We start from the raw sequence: 17,710 nt of genomic DNA, 5'->3' as shown, positions 1-17,710 counted from the left end.
CCGTTTATTCTTATTTACATATCCCCGCGCTATGCTTAACGCCAACTCATTTAATGGATTTATGATTGATGTCGGTATTAAAGAAAAACAGCGCCAGGCAGCGTGACCAGGAGCGTGCGCGGCTCATCTGGCTCCTGACGACCGATAAAGCGGTCACGTCAACGTTATTGGGTAAGCTAACCCTGGCTGAGCAATATGATGTCGGCACGCTGGCCGACGATATTGCTGAGGTAGGTGCGCTGGTTGCACATTTACCACCTCCGGATCTGGCGGATACCCTGGAGGCATTGCCTTCCGAGGAGCGCCACGCCCTGTGGCGGCTGGTGCAGGATCATGAGCGCGGTCAGGTGCTGCTTGAAGCCTCGGAAAACGTCTGGGATGACCTTATCGATGAGATGAGCGACCGGGACATTCTTGACGCCCTGCAAACGCTGGATATCGATGAGCAGATTTACCTCGTTCAGCATCTTCCGCGCAACCTGACCGGACGCCTGCTGGCTTCCCTGCCTGCCGAGGAGCGGGCGCGCGTGCGTCAGGTGATGCACTACGAGAAAAACAGCGTCGGCGCGATCATGGAGTTTGGCGTCATCACCGTGCGTCCGGACGTCACCCTGGGTACGGTGCAGCGCTATCTTCGTCGCCTGGGCAGTATGCCGGACAACACCGATAAACTGTTCGTCACCTCGCGGGATAAAACCCTGCTCGGGGAGCTGGAGCTGAAAACGATCCTGCTGAACAGCACCCAGCAGCGGGTAAGTGAGGTCATGGAAACCGAGCCGATGGTCTTCTCGCCGGAAGACGATGCCGAAAAAGCGGCGCGTACCTTCGAACGTGATGACCTGGTGAGCGCGGCGGTGGTGGATTCGGTGGGCAAGCTGATGGGGCGTCTGACCATTGATGAGATCGTTGACGTGGTCTATGAAGAGACCGATAACGACCTGCGTGCCCTTGGCGGTATCAGTGCCGAAGACGATGTTCATGCCTCCGTCGGCAAGGCCGTCAAAACCCGCTGGGCGTGGCTCGCCATCAATTTATGCACCGCGTTCGTGGCGTCCCGCGTTATTGACGGCTTCGAACATACCATTTCCCAGCTGGTGGCCCTGGCGTCGTTGATGCCGATTGTGGCGGGGATCGGCGGGAACACCGGCAACCAGACTATCACCATGATCGTTCGCGCCCTGGCGCTGGAAAACATTCAGCCGGGTAATTTTTCGTGGCTGATTTTCAGGGAGATGGGCGTCGCGCTGATTAACGGCCTGGTCTGGGGCGGCATCATGGGCGGCATTACCTGGTGGCTGTACGATGATATGGCGCTGGGCGGGGTCATGATGCTGGCGATGGTGCTGAACCTGCTGGTGGCGGCGATGATGGGCGTGATTATCCCATTGACGATGACCCGGCTGGGGCGCGACCCCGCGGTGGGGTCGAGCGTGATGATCACCGCCATTACCGATACCGGCGGTTTCTTTATTTTTCTTGGACTGGCGACGATTTTTCTTCTGTAGCCAGCGCTTTTTGCTTAAGTCGGGCAGGGAGGATGAACATCATCACAATCCCGCCCAGCACGCCAATCGCCAGGTTGCCGGTGTAAACCGTTGCCACAACCGTCACCAGCATCACGACGGTTTCAGCCACCGGCGCGTTTTTCAGCGTGCCGGGCTGAACGCTATGCCAGCTAAAGGTCTTGACGGCCACAATGGCCATAATACCCGCCAGTACCGCCATCGGGATTTTGGCCATCACCTCGCTGAGCGCCGTAACCAGCACAAGCAGTACGATACCCGCCGCAAGGGTGGAGATACGGCTTCTGCCTTTCCCCATCTCCACGTTAACGATGGTCTGCCCAATCATCGCGCAGCCCGCAATGCCGCCGTAGAACCCGGCCATAATATTCCCCACGCCCAGACCGATGCTCTCGCGGCGCTTGCTTGAAGGGGTAACGGTCAGTTCATCCACCAGCTTAGCCGTCAGTAGCGATTCGAGCAGGCCAACAAAAGCGATACTTAGCGCACACGGCCAGATAATGCTCAGGGTTTCCAGATTGAGCGGCACCAGCAGTTGCGTAAAGCCCGGCAAACCGCCGCTCATGGAGCCTTCATCCCCTACCGTTGACAGGATTTGCCCGCTGGTGACGGTGAACAAAGTCAGCAGCACAATGGCAATCAGCGGGGAGGGCACGCTTTTGATATAGCGTGGCACCCACAGCACAATCAGCAGCGTCAGCACGAACAGGCCCACTATCAGCGGGCTTCGGCTCCAGAAATGGGGCACCTGGGCAAAGAAAATCAAAATGCCAAGGGCGTTAACAAACCCGGTCATCACCGACTGGGGAATAAAGCGCATCAGCCGCGCCATTCCCAGCGCGCCGAACAGGATCTGAATCACGCCAGCCATCACCACCGCGGGCAGAATGTACTGTACGCCGTGTTGATGGACCATCGGGCCAATCACCAGCGCGACGGAACCGGCCGCCGCCGTCACCATGGCCGTACGCCCGCCGAGCAGAGAAAGGGCGAAACAGAGCACCACGGAGGCGATAAGGCTCACTTTCGGATCCACGCCCGCGACCACGGAAAACGAAATCACTTCCGGGATCAGCGCCAGCGCGGTAATCACGCCGGCCAGGGTTTCGCGCATCAGACGTTGAGGCGAACGTAAAACGGTGGCGACATGGCCTTCTTGGGGTACAGACGAGTGAGGTAATGACATAACAATTCGCTGGTAGGGGCAGGCTTCCGTGCGCGCGATCACAAAGTGCAGCATCATAGCCAGGAAAATCGTCGGGTGCCAGCCTGTATGCCAAAACCCTACAAACAATCCATCATTAAATTTCACAATTACAATAATTTCGTAACCTTTAAACAATATTTAAAAGTTGCTACCGTGCCACCGCAGCGTGTTTCACCTGTAATTTCTACGCATCAAGCACTATTCAACTAAGGCATAAATGATGAAAAAAATGACTGCCGTGCTCTTTTCTCTGGCCGTGGGGCTGAACGCCGTCTCGCTGGCGGCGAAGGCTGACGCACCAAAAGAGCAGGAAACGGATGTCCTTTTAATTGGTGGCGGCATCATGAGCGCCACGCTGGGCACATATCTTCAGGAATTAGAGCCGAACTGGTCCATGACCATGGTCGAGCGCCTTGATGGCGTGGCGCAGGAAAGCTCTAACGGCTGGAATAACGCCGGGACGGGGCACTCGGCACTTATGGAACTGAACTATACGCCGCAGAAAAAGGACGGTTCCATTAGTATCGAGAAGGCGGTAGAGATCAACGAAGCGTTCCAGATCTCACGTCAGTTCTGGTCTCACCAGGTGAACAGCGGTGTGTTGCACAATCCGCACTCCTTCATCAACACCGTTCCGCACATGAGCTTTGTCTGGGGCGATCAAAACGTCAACTTCCTGCGTGCGCGCTACGCTGCCCTGCAACAGAGCACGCTTTTCCGCGGGATGAAATACTCTGAAGATCACGCTCAAATCAAAGAGTGGGCGCCGCTGGTTATGGAAGGCCGCGATCCGAACCAGAAAGTGGCGGCGACCCGCACTGAAATTGGTACTGACGTTAACTACGGTGAAATCACCCGTCAGCTGGTGGCCTCTCTGAAGAAAAAAGAGAACTTTAACCTGCAACTCAGCTCCGAAGTGCGTGGTTTCAAGCGCAACGCGGATAACAGCTGGAGCGTGACCGTTGCCGATCTGAAAAACAACGAAGCCGAGCATGTGATTAAGGCGAAGTTCGTGTTTATCGGTGCTGGCGGCGCGGCGCTGAAACTGTTGCAGGAGTCCGGTATTCCGGAAGCGGACGACTACGCCGGCTTCCCGGTAGGCGGCCAGTTCCTGGTGTCAGAAAACCCTGAAGTGGTTAACCGTCATCTGGCTAAAGTGTACGGTCAGGCTTCTGTTGGTGCGCCACCGATGTCCGTTCCCCATATCGACACCCGTATGCTGGACGGTAAGCGCGTGGTGCTGTTCGGGCCGTTCGCTACATTCTCTACCAAGTTCCTGAAAAACGGTTCCCTGTGGGATTTGCTGAGCGCGACCACGACGTCAAACGTCAAGCCAATGATGGACGTGGGACTGGATAACTTCGATCTGGTGAAATACCTTATTAGCCAGGTGATGCTCTCTGATGAAGAACGCTTCGAGGCGCTGAAAGAGTACTATCCGCAGGCGAAGAAAGAAGACTGGCGTCTGTGGCAGGCAGGTCAGCGCGTGCAGATCATCAAACGCGATCCGAAAGAGGGCGGTGTGCTGCGTCTGGGTACCGAAGTAGTAAGCGATAAGGATGGCACTATTGCCGCGCTGCTGGGAGCATCCCCGGGGGCGTCTACCGCTGCGCCAATCATGCTACACCTGATGGAAAAAGTGTTTAAGGACAAAGTATCCAGCCCGGAATGGCAGGCGAAGCTGAAAACCATTATTCCATCCTACGGTACGAATCTGAACGGTAACGTTGACGCCACGGAACAAGAGCTGGAATACACCAGCCGCGTTCTGCAACTGCAATACGTCAAACCGCAGGCTGCGGATGCTGCGCCGAAGGCAGAGCTGAAGCCGCAGGCGGAAAGCAAGCCGGTTGCGGATATCGCGCTGTAAGGTAAACGCAAAACGGTAACATCCGTTACCGTTTTTCGTGTTTTCTCCCTCTCCCACCGGGAGAGGGTTGGGGTGAGGGCACCAGAACGCACCCTTTCCAGGTCGGGTAAGCGTGAGCGCCACCCGACTTATTTTTAACGAACTACTGCTTGCCCGACAGTCTCGTCCGCCTTCCATACGCGATATTTCACATCCACGTTTTCCGGCGTATATACGACGATCGGCAGCTTGCTGTTATAGCGCAGCAGACTGTTATCACCCAGATAGGCGGTGATAAATTTCTTCTCTTTCTTGCCGTCCGGGCACGCCATCATGGTGGAGACTGGCGAGGTTACTTTGTCGAAGACATAGTAGTCATAACCCCAGCCTTCCAGCGTTTTGCTTTCCAGTTGGCCGCCCAGACGATGCTGGTTGCAGTCCACTTCCAGCGTCTGGCCGATTAACAGCTCGACTTTGAAATTCCCTTCATTCTGCTGAGCCGGGAGCTGAATAACCTGGCGCTTCATCCCTTTGTCCGCTTGCGGATACGGGGCAACTTTTTCCAGCGGCTGCTCTTTTGGGGTTTCGCTGGCGAAAGCGCTGGTGCTCGCGCACGCAGCGGCGATAAGGGCGATGGCAAATTTAGGTGCGTTTTTCACTGTCATTCCTTTTTGTTAAAACGATCCCGGAAAGACTAACATAATGTATGTGAATGGTTGGCGTAATTTACTCACATTTTCATTTTAAACGGAGTAAAGAACTGCCTTTATGCTCTTTTATTGGTGTTTAATGCTGTGGTGGAGTCGGTGCAGAGATCGTGTTATTTTACGCGTTAATTATTGTTATTCATCTGTAAAGGGAGAAGAGATGGTACGGGAAAAACTGAAGACACCTGAAGGCCGCAAGTTCCTGCTGGCGTTACTGGTTGTGTTTATGATTGCTGCTGCATGCGTGGGGCGAGCAACCATTGTCGGCGTGATCGAGCAGTACAACATCCCGCTCTCTGCGTGGACAACCAGCATGTTTGTCCTGCAATCAGCGATGATCTTTGTTTACAGTCTGGTGTTCACCGTCCTGCTGGCGATTCCGCTGGGGATTTTCTTTCTCGGTGGGCGTGAGAAGCACAAACATTGTGCATGCGAAGACAGGCAATAAAAAACCAGCCATAAGCGGCTGGTTTTTTTGTGTAGTTTTGGTCGGCACGAGAGGATTTGAACCTCCGACCCCCGACACCCCATGACGGTGCGCTACCAGGCTGCGCTACGTGCCGACGCATAAAAGGAATACTACTCGATTCCTTTTTGATTGCAAGGGGGAAGCAACGCTAACTGATTCATAAATAATCAGTTAGCGATAAAGCGCTTCTCGTCTGTCAGCACCTGCAACAGCAAGCTGAGCTGCGGTTTCTGGTCTTTCAGCTTCTCACCTTCGAGGCTGTACGTCTGGTAATTGCCGTTGCTGTTCAGCACAAGGGACAGCGTCGGCGTGGTCACCACCAGCGTGTTTTCGCCAGCAGCCGTGACCCAGTTATGACGCCGCGTGGCGCTAAAGAGGTCTTGTCCCTGCGAGTATTCAATTGCCGGCGTGCTAACGTGCAGCAGCCGCTGCATTAACGTGGTCATGACGTCTTTATGGTCGGTCAGCATATTGATGCGTTGCGCGGGAGTGCCCGGCCAGTGGATCACCAGCGGGACATGCAGGTTCGGGCGCGACCAGTCCATGCCCTTCGCTTCGTCGCCGAGCGGCACGCCATGCCCCGCCGTGATAATGACGACCGTATTGTCCAGCTTGCCCGCGTCGCGCAGGGCGGTCAGCACGCGAGCGATCTGCGCATCGACATCACCCGCCGCACGGCTATAGCGGCGCGCGAAGCCTTTCTGATTGCTGTCATCAAGATTTGTGCCGTTAAACGCAACCCAGGAGAACCAGCGGTTATCTTCCTGTGCATAGCGCTTCAGCCAGTCTATCCACTGGTCAGCAGTCCGATCGTCAGACTGGCTCTGCGCGGCTGGCAGTGAGAAATCAGACAGCAGCGCCTGGCGGTACAGCGAGCTGTTGAAACCATCAGAGGCGAACAGCCCCAGCTGGTAGCCCTGCTGATTAAGCCCGGTAATCAATGCAGCCGGAATACGGGCCGACAGCACGCCGTCCATATAGCTCGGTGAAATACCGTAGAACAGACCGAAAATACCCGCGTCGGTCGAATTACCGGAACTCATATGCTGAGTGAATACGATGTTGTTCTCAGCGAATTCAGCCAGGGCAGGCATTTGCTTCTCATAGCGAGAATAGTTCAGGCCATCGACGGTAATCAGCAGCACGTTCTGACCGCGCCCCATGTCGCGATATTTCAGATCGCTCAGGGGATACTGCACGCTGACCGCTTCCGGATTACCCTGTTCGACCAGACGACGCTGATACTCCTGCGCGTCCAGCAGACCGTGTTTTTCAAGGAAACGACGCGCCGTCATCGGATAGGAGAGCGGCAGATTCGCGCGCTGCATGGTAATCGGGCGGTAGAAGTTCGCATCTGCCCAGATATACATCAGGTGCGAACCGATAAATGAGGCGAAAAAGAGCGCCGCGACGGGCTTCGCATAATGTCGGCGTCGGGTCAGGCTGCGGAGCTTTTGCCAGCTCCACGTCGCAAACAACATTTCGATCAGCAGGATAATCGGCACGCTGATAAACATCAGCTGCCAGTCGCGGGCGGTCTCGTTCTGATCCGGGTTAATCACCAGCTCCCAGACGACAGGATTCAGGTGCAGGTGGAACCGGGTAAAAACTTCGCTGTCGATAAGCAACAGCGTCATGCCCGCCGTCGCAAGAATGGCGGACAGGAAGCGCATCAGCCGCTGCGACATGACGATAAACGTCAGTGGGAACAGGATCAGCAGATAGGTGGCGAAGACCAGAAAGCTAAAGTGACCAACAAGGCTCATCCACGAGTAGATACGCCCGGTTAACGTGGTTGGCCAGTCCGCCACAAACAGATAACGGCAGCCGAGCACCATCGCCAACAGAATGTTGAACAGGGCAAACCAGTGCCCCCAGCTGACCATCTGGGAGACTTTTTCACGGTAGCGCTGACGATTCGTCACCATAAACTGTTGTTCGTTTCCCTTAGTGTGCCTGGTCGTCGCTAACGGATGACTGCAAAGCCTGGGCGAAAGATTTGGCGATCGCCTGACGCTGAGCCGGAGCAACGCTGGTATTGATCAGGTTGGTAACCATATTTCCCAAAACCATCAGGGAGAGATCGGTTGGCGTTTTATGTTTTTCCAGTACGTTGACCAGCTCACTGAGCAGTTGTTCAACGTGTTCGTCACTGTAGCGGGAATGTTGTGGCATAAATCAAAATCAGTTTGTTGAGAGAAGGGCGACATATTACCGTAGCAACAGCTTTTTTTCCCCTTTTTTATCTTCTGTTGCACACATGCGTTGGTGGTGGTTGAATACCGCCCGGTCTAAAAGGAGAGTTTATCATGAGTCTGGAAATCAACCAGATTGCCTTGCACCAGCTTATCAAGCGTGATGAGCAAACCCTTGAAGTGGTGCTACGCGATTCGTTACTGGAACCAACGCCTACCGTTGTCGAGATGATGGCGGAGTTGCATCGCGTCTACAGCGCGAAAAATAAAGCCTATGGCTTGTTCAGCGAAGAGAGCGAGCTGGCGGATAGCCTGCGCCTGCAACGTCAGGGCGAAGAGGATTTCCTGGCATTCAGCCGCGCTGCAACCGGCCGTCTTCGTGACGAACTGGCGAAATATCCCTTCGCCGATGGCGGTATCGTCCTGTTCTGCCACTACCGCTATCTGGCGGTAGAGTATCTGCTGGTCACCGTGCTGAATAATTTAAGCAGCATGCGTGTGAACGAGCAGTTGGATATCAGCTCAACGCACTATCTGGATATCAACCATGCGGATATTGTGGCGCGTATTGATTTAACCGAATGGGAAACCAATCCGGAATCGACGCGCTACCTGACCTTCCTTAAAGGCCGCGTGGGCCGCAAAGTGGCCGATTTCTTTATGGACTTCCTCGGTGCCAGTGAAGGGCTGAACGCCAAAGCGCAGAACAAAGGTCTGCTCCAGGCGGTGGATGACTTTACCGCTGAGGCGCAGCTGGATAAATCTGAGCGTCAGACCGTGCGTCAGCAGGTTTACAGCTACTGTAACGAGCAGTTACAGGCCGGGGAAGAGATTGAGCTGGAGTCGCTGTCCAAAGAGCTGGCGGGCGTCAGCGAAGTCAGCTTCCAGGAATTTACCGCAGAAAAAGGCTATGAGCTGGAAGAGAGCTTCCCGGCGGATCGCAGTACGCTGCGTCAGCTGACGAAATTTGCCGGTAGCGGCGGTGGGTTAACCATTAACTTTGATGCCATGCTGCTCGGGGAACGTATCTTCTGGGATCCGGCGACCGACACGCTGACCATTAAAGGCACGCCGCCGAATCTGCGCGATCAGCTCCAGCGTCGCACCTCAGGCGGTAAGTAGCGGCCATAAAAAAACCCCGCAGAAGCGGGGTTTTTCTCGACTGGTTTGCGATTACGCGCGAACGAAGTCGATGTGAGACAGTTTTGGCTTGAACGGGTGACGCTGAACAGCCTGAACTTTCACTTTTTCTTCTTTACCGCCAACAACGATGGTCAGAACTTCGCTGTAGAATTCAGCTTTGTTCTGCATGTTCCACACTTTGTCGTGATCCAGTTCGATTGCAACTGGAGCAGCTTCGCCACCGTAAACGATAGCCGGGAACTTGTTAGCGTTACGCAGGCGGCGGCTCGCACCCTTACCCTGCACGTTACGTACTTCTGCTTCGATAGTGAACATTGATTTCTCTCTGTATTTAAAACCCTGCTACAGGCGACCCAGCAGCAGGTGAGTGTTCTGCCTCACGGATGTGAAGCGGGCGGCATTTTATACTCAAATGGCTCGCGCATCAACGAAAAGTCCCGTTAACCGCGCAATTCGTTTGCCCGGCGAAAGCGTCCTTCATAGTCAAAGACCTTCTCACGCACCTGCCAGAACTGCCCTTTTTTACGGGCGACAACAAAATCAGGATGGCGCAGCAGCGCCTGCTGGCGCACGATATCGGCAACGGTTATCCAGCGCAGCGGCACGCCGGGCGTGCGGGTATGCGGGCGGATAAAGAGCTGTTCGAACGCGGTGCGCTGGGCGGGCGTCTGGACCCTGAACCGCTCGCTGACGTCTGCGCCGTCCTCGTCGTAATAGGTAATCTTTAGCCACTCGCCTTTTTCATCCGCACCGGGCTGTAAGACCATGCCGGAACAGCGCAGCACCAGCGCATCTTTCAGCTTCAGCGCCGCTTTCAGCATGTCATCCGGGTCGACCAACACCGTGTCACACTCCCGACAGCGGCGGGCAGCGATATCGTTCTCGGCGTTGCACTGCGGGCAGTTTTTGAAGCGGAAGCGGAAATCACACTGTTCGCGATGGCCTTCATCGTCTTCAAACCAGCCCTGACAGCGGCGGCCAAAATGTTCGATCAGCGTGCCGTCGGCGGTAGTTTTGCCCCAGAAAGTGTTGGCAAACCCGCAGGCCGGACAAAACACCTGTACCGGCACGTTGTCGCTCTTGCCTTTTGGCGTGCCCACTTCCGGGGAGTAGAGATCGTGCGGATTACCGGCATAATCGAGGATCAGACAGTCGGTTTTGCCCGGTGCCAGGCGCAGGCCACGGCCGACAATCTGCTGGTACAGGCTGACGGATTCGGTCGGGCGAAGAATCGCAATCAGGTCAACGTGCGGTGCGTCAAACCCGGTGGTTAATACGGAGACATTCACCAGGTAGCGGAACTGCTGGGCTTTGAAAGCCTCAATCAGGCTGTCGCGCTCCGGCCCGGGGGTTTCACCGGTAATTAACGCCGCGTCGTTGGTGGGCAGAAGCCCCGTGATTTCACGCGCGTGTTCGACGGTAGCAGCAAAAATCATCACCCCTTTGCGCGTTTGCGCAAACTCTTCAATCTGGCTGATGATATGCGGCGTGATCCGCTTCTGTTTTTTCAGCTCATGGTTAAGATCCGCCTCGCTGAACAGCCCGTTGCTCTGCGCCTGTAAGCGGCTGAAATCGTACTGCACGACCGGCATATCCAGCCGCTCCGGTGGCGTCAGATAGCCATGCTTGATCATGTAGCGCAGCGGAAGCTCATAGATACAGTCGCGGAACAGGGCCTTTTCATCGCCACGCACCATGCCGTGATAATGAAACTGATAAATCCAGCCCTTGCCCAGACGAAATGGCGTGGCGGTCAGGCCAAGCAGGCGTAAGTGAGGGTTCACCTCTCTCAGATGAGTGAGGATTTGCTGATACTGGCTGTCGTCGTCATCGCTGATGCGGTGACACTCATCGACAATCAGCAGGGAAAACTCGCTGCGAAACAGGTCCAGGTTGCGCGCAACGGACTGTACGCTGCCAAACACCACTTTCCCGTGGCTCTCTTTGCGCTTCAGCCCGGCGGCAAAAATATCGGCCTCCAGGCCGAGCGCGCAATATTTGGCGTGGTTTTGCGCCACCAGCTCTTTTACGTGCGCCAGCACCAGCACGCGCCCGCGAGCCAGGCGCGCCAGTTCGGCAATCACCAGGCTTTTACCGGCTCCGGTCGGGAGCACGATGGCGGCGGGTTCCCGGTGCTTGCGAAACCAGGCGAGGGTGGCATCAACGGCTTCTTGCTGATAGGGGCGTAGTGTGAACGTCATGGCTTCTCTATTCAGTTAACTCGCATATAGTATGCCACGAAACTTTTTCCCTTGAGTGGCGCAACCAGACCATTATACTGAACTGTTTCTGAATGCTTCTTTTTCGGACGCGTAGTCCGACTTCCAGCACCATTAAGGCTAAAAAGATTTCATGCGACTTGATAAGTTTATCGCTCAGCAACTCGGCGTAAGCCGCGCTATTGCCGGGCGTGAAATTCGCGCCAGCCGCGTAACCGTGGACGGCGACATTGTGAAAGACAGCGCTTTTAAACTCCAGCCTGACCACCAGGTGGAGTATGACGGCAACCCGCTGACCCAGCAGAATGGCCCGCGCTACTTCATGCTCAACAAACCGGAAGGTTACGTCTGTTCAACGGACGATCCGGATCACCCGACGGTGCTCTACTTCCTCGACGAACCTGTGGCGCACAAGCTGCATGCGGCAGGGCGACTGGATATTGATACCACCGGCCTGGTGCTGATGACCGATGACGGTCAGTGGTCGCACCGCATCACCTCCCCGCGCCATCACTGTGAGAAAACCTATCGGGTGACACTTGAGTCGCCGGTCTCGGATGACACGGCAGAGCAATTCGCGAAAGGCGTTCAGCTACATAATGAAAAAGATCTGACCAAACCGGCGGTGCTGGAAGTCATTACCCCAACGGACGTCCGTCTGACCATCAGTGAAGGCCGTTACCACCAGGTGAAACGGATGTTTGCCGCCGTGGGCAACCACGTTGTGGGGCTGCATCGTGAACGTATCGGCGCGATTGAACTCGATCCAGACCTGGCGCCAGGGGAATATCGCCCGCTGACGGAAGAAGAGATTGCCAGCGTCGGGCTGCTTTCACGCTAAATTCAGGAGAACCCTGTGACCACCAGGCCACACTCGTCGTTTAAAATCGTATTTATCCTTGGCCTGTTGGCCATGCTGATGCCGCTGTCTATCGATATGTATCTGCCCGCGCTGCCGGTGATTTCCGCGCAGTTTGGCGTACCGGCAGGCAGCGCACAGATGACGCTCAGCACCTACATTCTTGGTTTTGCGCTCGGCCAGCTCTTTTATGGCCCAATGGCAGACAGCCTGGGGCGCAAACCCGTTATTCTGGGCGGGACGTTGATATTTGCCGCAGCGGCGGTGGCCTGCGCGCTGGCGCAGAGTATCGATCAGCTGATCGTGATGCGTTTCTTCCATGGCCTGGCTGCGGCTGCGGCAAGCGTGGTGATTAACGCGCTGATGCGCGACATCTACCCGAAGGAAGAGTTCTCACGCATGATGTCGTTCGTCATGCTGGTCACAACCATTGCGCCGCTGGTCGCCCCCATGGTAGGCGGGGCGGTGCTGGTGTGGTTCAGCTGGCATGCGATTTTCTGGATCCTGGCGATTGCCGCGCTGCTGGCCTCGGTGATGATCTTCGTCTTTATCGATGAAACGCTGCCGGTCGAGCGCCGTCAGAAGTTTCACGTCCGCACCACGCTTGGCAACTTTGCCTCGCTGTTTCGCCATAAGCGCGTGCTGAGCTATATGCTGGCCAGCGGCTTTAGCTTTGCCGGGATGTTTTCGTTCCTGAGCGCGGGGCCGTTTGTGTACATCGAACTGAACCATGTGTCACCCCAGCACTTTGGTTACTACTTCGCGCTGAATATCGTGTTCCTGTTTGTGATGACCATTATCAACAGCCGCTTTGTCCGGCGGGTCGGGGCGCTGAATATGTTCCGCGCCGGGCTGTGGATCCAGTTCGTGATGGCTATCTGGCTGGTATTGAGCGCATTGTTGGGCGTAGGTTTTTGGGCGCTGGTGGTGGGCGTGGCGGCGTTTGTTGGCTGCGTCTCGATGGTCTCATCCAACGCGATGGCGGTGATCCTCGACGAATTCCCGCATATGGCGGGCACCGCCTCGTCGCTGGCAGGGACGTTCCGTTTCGGGATTGGCGCGATTGTCGGGGCGCTGCTCTCAATGGCGACGTTTAATACTGCCTGGCCGATGCTGTGGGCGATTGCCCTCTGCGCGACTTGCTCCATCCTCTTCTATCTTTACGCCAGCCGGCCCCGTAAGACGGCGCATAAATGAGCACTTAAGGCCCGAAACGGGCCTTTTTGTTGACCCATATCAACCAACCCTCGGTTCGTTTACCCGGTGTTTGTTTCTTTTATGTAAAATCTATTTATGTAAAAAGTCACATCATTGTATTTAAAAAGGTTGAGTTAGATCGCAGAAACGGGTACATATAGCGCCGACGTGAGCCTGCAACGCCTATAAAATCCGCTAAACAGTGCAGGTTGGCGATGATGTGTTACTATAAATGTAAATAAATTGTGAAGTAAATTTGCTTCCGGGGATCTGAACGTGAATACATTACAACTCTCCATTGTCCATCGCTTGCCCCAGAGCTATCGCTGGTCGACGGGTTTTGCAGGTTCGAAAGTTGAACCGATTCCGCAAAGCGTTGCCGGGGAGGATAATTGTCTGGTGGCGCTCAAGCTGCTTAGCCCGAGCGATGAAAATGCGTGGCCGGTTATGGAACGTCTCAGCCAGGCGCTGACGGACATCGAAGTAGACAGCTCCGTGCTGGAATGCGAAGGTGAGCCGTGCCTGTTTGTTAACAGCCAGGATGAATTTGCTGCGACCTGCCGTCTGAAAAACTTCGGCGTGGCGATTGCCGAACCGTTCTCCGGTCAATATCCTTTCTGAGTGCTAGTCAGCGGACAATAGCTGGCGCGTGTAATCCTGCGCAGGCGCAGTGAATACGCGCTGGCACTCTCCCTGCTCAACGACTTCTCCCTGCCGCAATACCACCACCTGATGGCAAAGCGCACGCACCACCTGTAAATCGTGGCTGATAAAGATATAGGCCAGCCGATGCTTTTCCTGTAGCCCCTTCAGCAGCGCCAGAATTTGCGCCTGCACGGTGCGGTCCAGTGAAGAGGTAGGCTCGTCCAGCACGATCAGCTCCGGTTTCAGGATCAGCGCGCGGGCAATCGCTATACGCTGCCGCTGTCCGCCGGAAAACTCAGCCGGATACCGGTGCCGGGTATCGGGATCTAAACCCACTTCCGCCATCACCCGCTTCACGTCGATTTCACGCTGTTGTGCCGTCAGCGCGGGCTGATGAACGCGCAGGCCCTCTTCAATAATCTGCAATACGCTCAGCCGCGGGTTCAGCGAAGAGTTCGGATCCTGAAAGACCACCTGCATCCGCGGGCGGACGGGCAGCATTTGGCGGCGGCTCAGGTTTTGCAGCGGCATGCCGTCAAAGAGAATGCTTCCCTGCGAGGCGATCAGGCGCAGCAGCGCCAGGCCGGTGGTGCTTTTGCCCGAACCGGATTCGCCCACAAGCCCAAGCGACTCGCCCGGACGCAGAGAGAAGCTCATGTTTTTCAGAACATGATTGTGATCGACCACGCGACGCAAAATGCCTTTGCGGATCGGGAATGACACCGACAGGTCCTCAACCTTCAGCAACGGTGCGCTGTCAGCGTTAAGCGGAACCGGGTCGCCAGAGGGTTCGCTATCGAGCAGGCGCTGTGTATACGGGTGCTGAGGCGCGCTCAGCAGGGCAGTTGCCCTGTTCTGTTCGACGCAGCGGCCGTTTTGCATCACGGCCACCGCGTCAGCGAGCTTTTTCACGATGCCCAGGTTATGCGTAATAAACAGCAGGCTCATGTTCAGCTCGTCGCGCAGTTCACGCAGCAGTTGCAGAATTTGCGCCTGCACCGTGACGTCCAGCGCGGTGGTGGGTTCATCCGCAATCAACAGTTCGGGGCGCGTCAGCAGCGCCATCGCGATCATCACGCGCTGGCGCTCGCCGCCGGAAAGCTGATGCGGGAAATCGTTCAGCCGTTTCGCCGCATTACGAATGCCGGTGCGTTCAAGGCAGTCCAGAATTTCCCCCCTCGCTGCCTCTTTACGCATTCCCCGATGAAGTGACAGCACTTCATAGAGCTGTTTTTCCAGCGTATGCAATGGATTGAGCGACACCATCGGCTCCTGAAAAATCATGGCAATCTTATTGCCACGAATGCCGCGCAGGGTTTGCTCATCAGCGTTCAGCAGGGATTGTCCATGGAACAGAATATCCCCGTGCGGATAGCTGACCGGCGGGGAAGGGAGCAGGCGCAGCACCGACAGCGCCGAAACGCTCTTACCGGAGCCGGATTCCCCGACCAGCGCCAGCGTCTCTCCGCGCTGGATCTGCAACGATAAATCCGTCACCACCGGGCGAGATTCGCCCTGCTTTGAAAACGCAATCGACAGATTTTCTATGCTCAGAAGAGGCCGGGTCATGTCATACCGCCTTGTTGGGATCGAAGGCATCGCGCACGGCTTCGCCAATAAAAATCAGCAGGGAAAGCAGCACAGCCACGGAGAGGAATGCGGCGATGCCCAGCCAGGGGGCCTGGAGGTTGTTTTTGCCCTGCAACAGCAGTTCGCCAAGAGACGGTGAGCCCAGCGGCAAACCGAAACCAAGAAAATCGAGCGACGTCAGGGTGGTAATGGAGCTACACAAAATAAACGGCAGGAAGGTGAGGGTCGCCACCACCGCATTGGGAAGCATGTGACGGAAGATAATTGCGCGATCGCTCACGCCTAATGCCTGCGCGGCGCGAATATAATCGTAATTTCGCGTGCGCAGAAACTCCGCGCGCACCACGCCGACCAGTGCCATCCAGCCGAACAGAACGGTGATGCCTAACAGCCACCAGAAGCCAGGCTGTACTACGCTGGACAGCAGGATAATCAGAAACAGCGTCGGCATACCGGACCAGACTTCAATTACGCGCTGCCCCCACAAATCGATTTTTCCACCGTAATAGCCCTGCACGGCGCCCGCCACGACGCCCATTACGCTGCTTAAGAGCGTCAGAAGCAGCCCAAACAGGAGCGAGATGCGGGTGCCATAGAGGATGCGCGCCAGCACATCGCCGCCGTTGGCGTCCGTTCCCAGCCAGTTCTGCGAGGAAGGCGGGGAAGGGAAGGGGGTGGACGTGGCGTAGTTAATACTGTTCGCGCCAAAGCGAATCGGTGCCCAAAGCGCCCAGCCGTGCTGCGCGATCTGTTCACGTAACCAGGGATCCTGATACTCGGCTGGCGTCGCAAACGGACCGCCAAAATCGCTTTCGCTATAGGTAGTAAGCACCGGCACGTACCAGCGATCTTTGAAATGCACCAGCAGGGGTTTATCGTTGGCAATCAGTTCGGAACACAGACTTAAGGCAAACAGGACGGCGAAGATCCACAGCGACCAGTAGCCGCGACGGTTGTGGCGAAAGCGCGCCCAGCGGGCCTGATTGACGGGGCTTAAACGCGACATCAGCGGCCCTCAAAATCGATACGGGGATCGACCAGCGTATAGCTGATATCGCTGATGATATTCAGCAGCAGGCCGATCAGGGTGAAAATGTACAGTGTGCCAAACATCACCGGGTAATCACGGGAGACGGTGGCCTCATAGCCGAGCAGCCCTAAACCGTTGAGAGAGAACATCACTTCTATCAGCAGAGAGCCGGTAAAAAACATACTGATGAACGTGGCGGGAAAACCGGCAATCACCAGCAGCATGGCGTTACGAAAAACGTGCTTCCACATAATCTGCTTTTCACCGACGCCTTTGGCGCGCGCGGTGACGACGTACTGTTTGCGGATCTCATCAAGAAAGGCATTTTTGGTCAGCATCGTAAGCGCCGCAAAACCGCCGATAACCGTCGCCAGCACCGGAAGCGTGATGTGCCAGAAGTAATCGGTGATTTTCTGATACCACGGCAGCGTGCTGAAATCCGCAGAGACCAGCCCGCGCAGCGGGAAGAGATCGAAATAACTGCCGCCAGCGAAAAAGACAATCAGCAGCACGGCAAACAGAAACGCCGGGATAGCGTAGCCGATGATAATGAACGTGCTGCTCCAGATATCAAAACGGCTACCGTTGTAGACCGCTTTGCGGATCCCCAGCGGAATGGAGACCAGATAAATAATCAGCGTCCCCCACAGTCCGAGCGTGATGGAAACCGGCAGGCTTTGCTTGATCAGGGTTAGCACCGAGGCGCTGCGAAACAGGCTGTCGCCAAAATCGAAACGGACATAATCCCAGAGCATCCTGAAATATCGCTCGTGCAGCGGCTTGTCAAAACCATAGCGATGGGTGATCTCGGCGATCACCTCCGGATCCAGTCCCCGACCGCCCCGGTAGTGGCTTTCGCTGATATTGCCCACGCCCGTCCGGGCATGGCTGGCCCCCATTCCTTCACCGCCGCCGCCCGGCATGCCGCCAGCGTGACCAAATTCTATGGCCGCAATCGCCTGGTCCACCGGGCCGCCGGGGGCAATCTGCACGATAAAAAAGTTAATGGTAATGATGGCCCATAGCGTGGGGATAACCAGCAGCAGCCTGCGGATAAGATAAGCGCCCATCGTCACT

Annotated in this window: 16 protein-coding genes and 1 tRNA gene; 7 read left to right on the top strand and 10 right to left on the bottom strand. The window is 55.9% G+C overall.

Annotation, left to right across the window (positions count from 1 at the left end):
* Window positions 1-68: 68 nt before the first annotated feature.
* Window positions 69-1,505, top strand: a complete 1,437-nt coding sequence (gene mgtE, locus BFV65_RS14070; protein ID WP_006811337.1) for a magnesium transporter — start codon at window positions 69-71, stop codon at window positions 1,503-1,505.
* Here the strand turns inward: mgtE and BFV65_RS14065 are convergent.
* Window positions 1,468-2,763, bottom strand: coding sequence for a SulP family inorganic anion transporter (locus BFV65_RS14065; RefSeq protein ID WP_069597110.1), 1,296 nt, complete (start codon window positions 2,761-2,763; stop codon window positions 1,468-1,470). The two genes, mgtE and BFV65_RS14065, sit on opposite strands and share 38 nt — an antisense overlap.
* Window positions 2,764-2,950: 187 nt before the next feature.
* Here BFV65_RS14065 and mqo point away from each other — a divergent pair, with 187 nt between their 5' ends.
* Window positions 2,951-4,600 carry a malate dehydrogenase (quinone) gene (gene mqo / locus BFV65_RS14060; protein ID WP_069596779.1) on the top strand — a complete coding sequence of 550 codons (1,650 nt, stop codon included), beginning with the start codon at window positions 2,951-2,953 and terminating at the stop codon, window positions 4,598-4,600.
* A gap of 134 nt (window positions 4,601-4,734) precedes the next feature.
* Here mqo and eco read toward each other — a convergent pair whose 3' ends face one another.
* Complete coding sequence (gene eco / locus BFV65_RS14055; protein ID WP_032622478.1) at window positions 4,735-5,244, bottom strand: serine protease inhibitor ecotin; 510 nt, start codon at window positions 5,242-5,244, stop codon at window positions 4,735-4,737.
* Window positions 5,245-5,446: 202 nt separating this feature from the next.
* On the opposite strand from eco, the gene BFV65_RS14050 reads away from it, so the two are divergent.
* Window positions 5,447-5,734, top strand: a complete 288-nt coding sequence (locus BFV65_RS14050) for a DUF2534 family protein (protein WP_069596778.1) — start codon at window positions 5,447-5,449, stop codon at window positions 5,732-5,734.
* 38 nt (window positions 5,735-5,772) lie between these two features.
* On the opposite strand, the gene BFV65_RS14045 is transcribed toward BFV65_RS14050, so the two are convergent.
* From BFV65_RS14045 to BFV65_RS14035, 3 genes are all read right to left on the bottom strand, one after another.
* Window positions 5,773-5,849 (bottom strand) — tRNA-Pro (locus tag BFV65_RS14045).
* A 73-nt stretch (window positions 5,850-5,922) separates the two neighbouring features.
* Window positions 5,923-7,683, bottom strand: coding sequence for an LPS biosynthesis-modulating metalloenzyme YejM (gene yejM, locus BFV65_RS14040; protein ID WP_022648735.1), 1,761 nt, complete (start codon window positions 7,681-7,683; stop codon window positions 5,923-5,925).
* Between the two features lie 19 nt (window positions 7,684-7,702).
* Window positions 7,703-7,930 carry a YejL family protein gene (locus BFV65_RS14035; RefSeq protein WP_001135586.1) on the bottom strand — a complete coding sequence of 76 codons (228 nt, stop codon included), beginning with the start codon at window positions 7,928-7,930 and terminating at the stop codon, window positions 7,703-7,705.
* Window positions 7,931-8,064: 134 nt separating this feature from the next.
* Here BFV65_RS14035 and yejK point away from each other — a divergent pair, with 134 nt between their 5' ends.
* Window positions 8,065-9,072, top strand: coding sequence for a nucleoid-associated protein YejK (gene yejK / locus BFV65_RS14030; protein WP_017693031.1), 1,008 nt, complete (start codon window positions 8,065-8,067; stop codon window positions 9,070-9,072).
* A gap of 51 nt (window positions 9,073-9,123) precedes the next feature.
* Here the strand turns inward: yejK and rplY are convergent, their stop codons facing one another.
* Together rplY and BFV65_RS14020 are read right to left on the bottom strand one after the other, a co-directional pair.
* Complete coding sequence (gene rplY / locus BFV65_RS14025) at window positions 9,124-9,408, bottom strand: 50S ribosomal protein L25 (RefSeq protein WP_022648733.1); 285 nt, start codon at window positions 9,406-9,408, stop codon at window positions 9,124-9,126.
* Window positions 9,409-9,533: 125 nt separating this feature from the next.
* Entirely contained in the window at window positions 9,534-11,294 is a 1,761-nt protein-coding gene (locus BFV65_RS14020) for a DNA repair helicase RadD (RefSeq protein ID WP_022648732.1), read from the bottom strand.
* A gap of 151 nt (window positions 11,295-11,445) precedes the next feature.
* On the opposite strand from BFV65_RS14020, the gene rsuA reads away from it, so the two are divergent.
* From rsuA to BFV65_RS14005, 3 genes are all read left to right on the top strand, one after another.
* Window positions 11,446-12,153: a 16S rRNA pseudouridine(516) synthase RsuA gene (gene rsuA / locus BFV65_RS14015; RefSeq protein ID WP_022648731.1), complete on the top strand. Its 708-nt coding sequence runs from the start codon at window positions 11,446-11,448 to the stop codon at window positions 12,151-12,153.
* 15 nt (window positions 12,154-12,168) lie between these two features.
* Entirely contained in the window at window positions 12,169-13,368 is a 1,200-nt protein-coding gene (locus BFV65_RS14010) for a Bcr/CflA family multidrug efflux MFS transporter (RefSeq protein WP_022648730.1), read from the top strand.
* A gap of 276 nt (window positions 13,369-13,644) precedes the next feature.
* Window positions 13,645-13,989, top strand: coding sequence for a YejG family protein (locus BFV65_RS14005; protein WP_003859372.1), 345 nt, complete (start codon window positions 13,645-13,647; stop codon window positions 13,987-13,989).
* A 3-nt stretch (window positions 13,990-13,992) separates the two neighbouring features.
* On the opposite strand, the gene yejF is transcribed toward BFV65_RS14005, so the two are convergent.
* From yejF to BFV65_RS13990, 3 genes are read right to left on the bottom strand one after another with little or no spacing between them, the layout of a single operon-like run.
* Window positions 13,993-15,582 (bottom strand): microcin C ABC transporter ATP-binding protein YejF, encoded by a 1,590-nt coding sequence (gene yejF, locus BFV65_RS14000; RefSeq protein WP_022648729.1) that lies wholly within the window; start codon window positions 15,580-15,582, stop codon window positions 13,993-13,995.
* Window position 15,583: 1 nt separating this feature from the next.
* A complete protein-coding gene (locus BFV65_RS13995; RefSeq protein ID WP_063849714.1) occupies window positions 15,584-16,609 on the bottom strand; it encodes a microcin C ABC transporter permease in 1,026 nt (341 codons plus the stop codon).
* The gene (locus tag BFV65_RS13990; protein ID WP_003859369.1) at window positions 16,609-17,703 is read right to left on the bottom strand and encodes a microcin C ABC transporter permease YejB; all 1,095 of its coding nucleotides are present in this window, start codon (window positions 17,701-17,703) and stop codon (window positions 16,609-16,611) included. The genes BFV65_RS13995 and BFV65_RS13990 overlap by 1 nt, the downstream gene beginning before the upstream one ends.
* Between the last annotated feature and the right edge of the window lie 7 nt (window positions 17,704-17,710).

The organism is Enterobacter hormaechei subsp. hoffmannii, from assembly GCF_001729745.1.
Taxonomy (GTDB): domain Bacteria; phylum Pseudomonadota; class Gammaproteobacteria; order Enterobacterales; family Enterobacteriaceae; genus Enterobacter; species Enterobacter intestinihominis.
Note: the sequence above shows the minus strand (reverse complement) of the source record. Positions and strands in the feature narration are given on the sequence as shown.

Bases quoted from the DNA above. Each gene is read 5' to 3' on its own strand.
- mgtE (WP_006811337.1), top strand. From the start codon at position 69: ATGTCGGTATTAAAGAAAAACAGCGCCAGGCAGCGTGACCAGGAGCGT.
- BFV65_RS14065 (WP_069597110.1), bottom strand. From the start codon at position 2,763: ATGCTGCACTTTGTGATCGCGCGCACGGAAGCCTGCCCCTACCAGCGA.
- mqo (WP_069596779.1), top strand. From the start codon at position 2,951: ATGAAAAAAATGACTGCCGTGCTCTTTTCTCTGGCCGTGGGGCTGAAC.
- eco (WP_032622478.1), bottom strand. From the start codon at position 5,244: ATGACAGTGAAAAACGCACCTAAATTTGCCATCGCCCTTATCGCCGCT.
- BFV65_RS14050 (WP_069596778.1), top strand. From the start codon at position 5,447: ATGGTACGGGAAAAACTGAAGACACCTGAAGGCCGCAAGTTCCTGCTG.
- yejM (WP_022648735.1), bottom strand. From the start codon at position 7,683: ATGGTGACGAATCGTCAGCGCTACCGTGAAAAAGTCTCCCAGATGGTC.
- BFV65_RS14035 (WP_001135586.1), bottom strand. From the start codon at position 7,930: ATGCCACAACATTCCCGCTACAGTGACGAACACGTTGAACAACTGCTC.
- yejK (WP_017693031.1), top strand. From the start codon at position 8,065: ATGAGTCTGGAAATCAACCAGATTGCCTTGCACCAGCTTATCAAGCGT.
- rplY (WP_022648733.1), bottom strand. From the start codon at position 9,408: ATGTTCACTATCGAAGCAGAAGTACGTAACGTGCAGGGTAAGGGTGCG.
- BFV65_RS14020 (WP_022648732.1), bottom strand. From the start codon at position 11,294: ATGACGTTCACACTACGCCCCTATCAGCAAGAAGCCGTTGATGCCACC.
- rsuA (WP_022648731.1), top strand. From the start codon at position 11,446: ATGCGACTTGATAAGTTTATCGCTCAGCAACTCGGCGTAAGCCGCGCT.
- yejF (WP_022648729.1), bottom strand. From the start codon at position 15,582: ATGACCCGGCCTCTTCTGAGCATAGAAAATCTGTCGATTGCGTTTTCA.
- BFV65_RS13995 (WP_063849714.1), bottom strand. From the start codon at position 16,609: ATGTCGCGTTTAAGCCCCGTCAATCAGGCCCGCTGGGCGCGCTTTCGC.
- BFV65_RS13990 (WP_003859369.1), bottom strand. From the start codon at position 17,703: ATGGGCGCTTATCTTATCCGCAGGCTGCTGCTGGTTATCCCCACGCTA.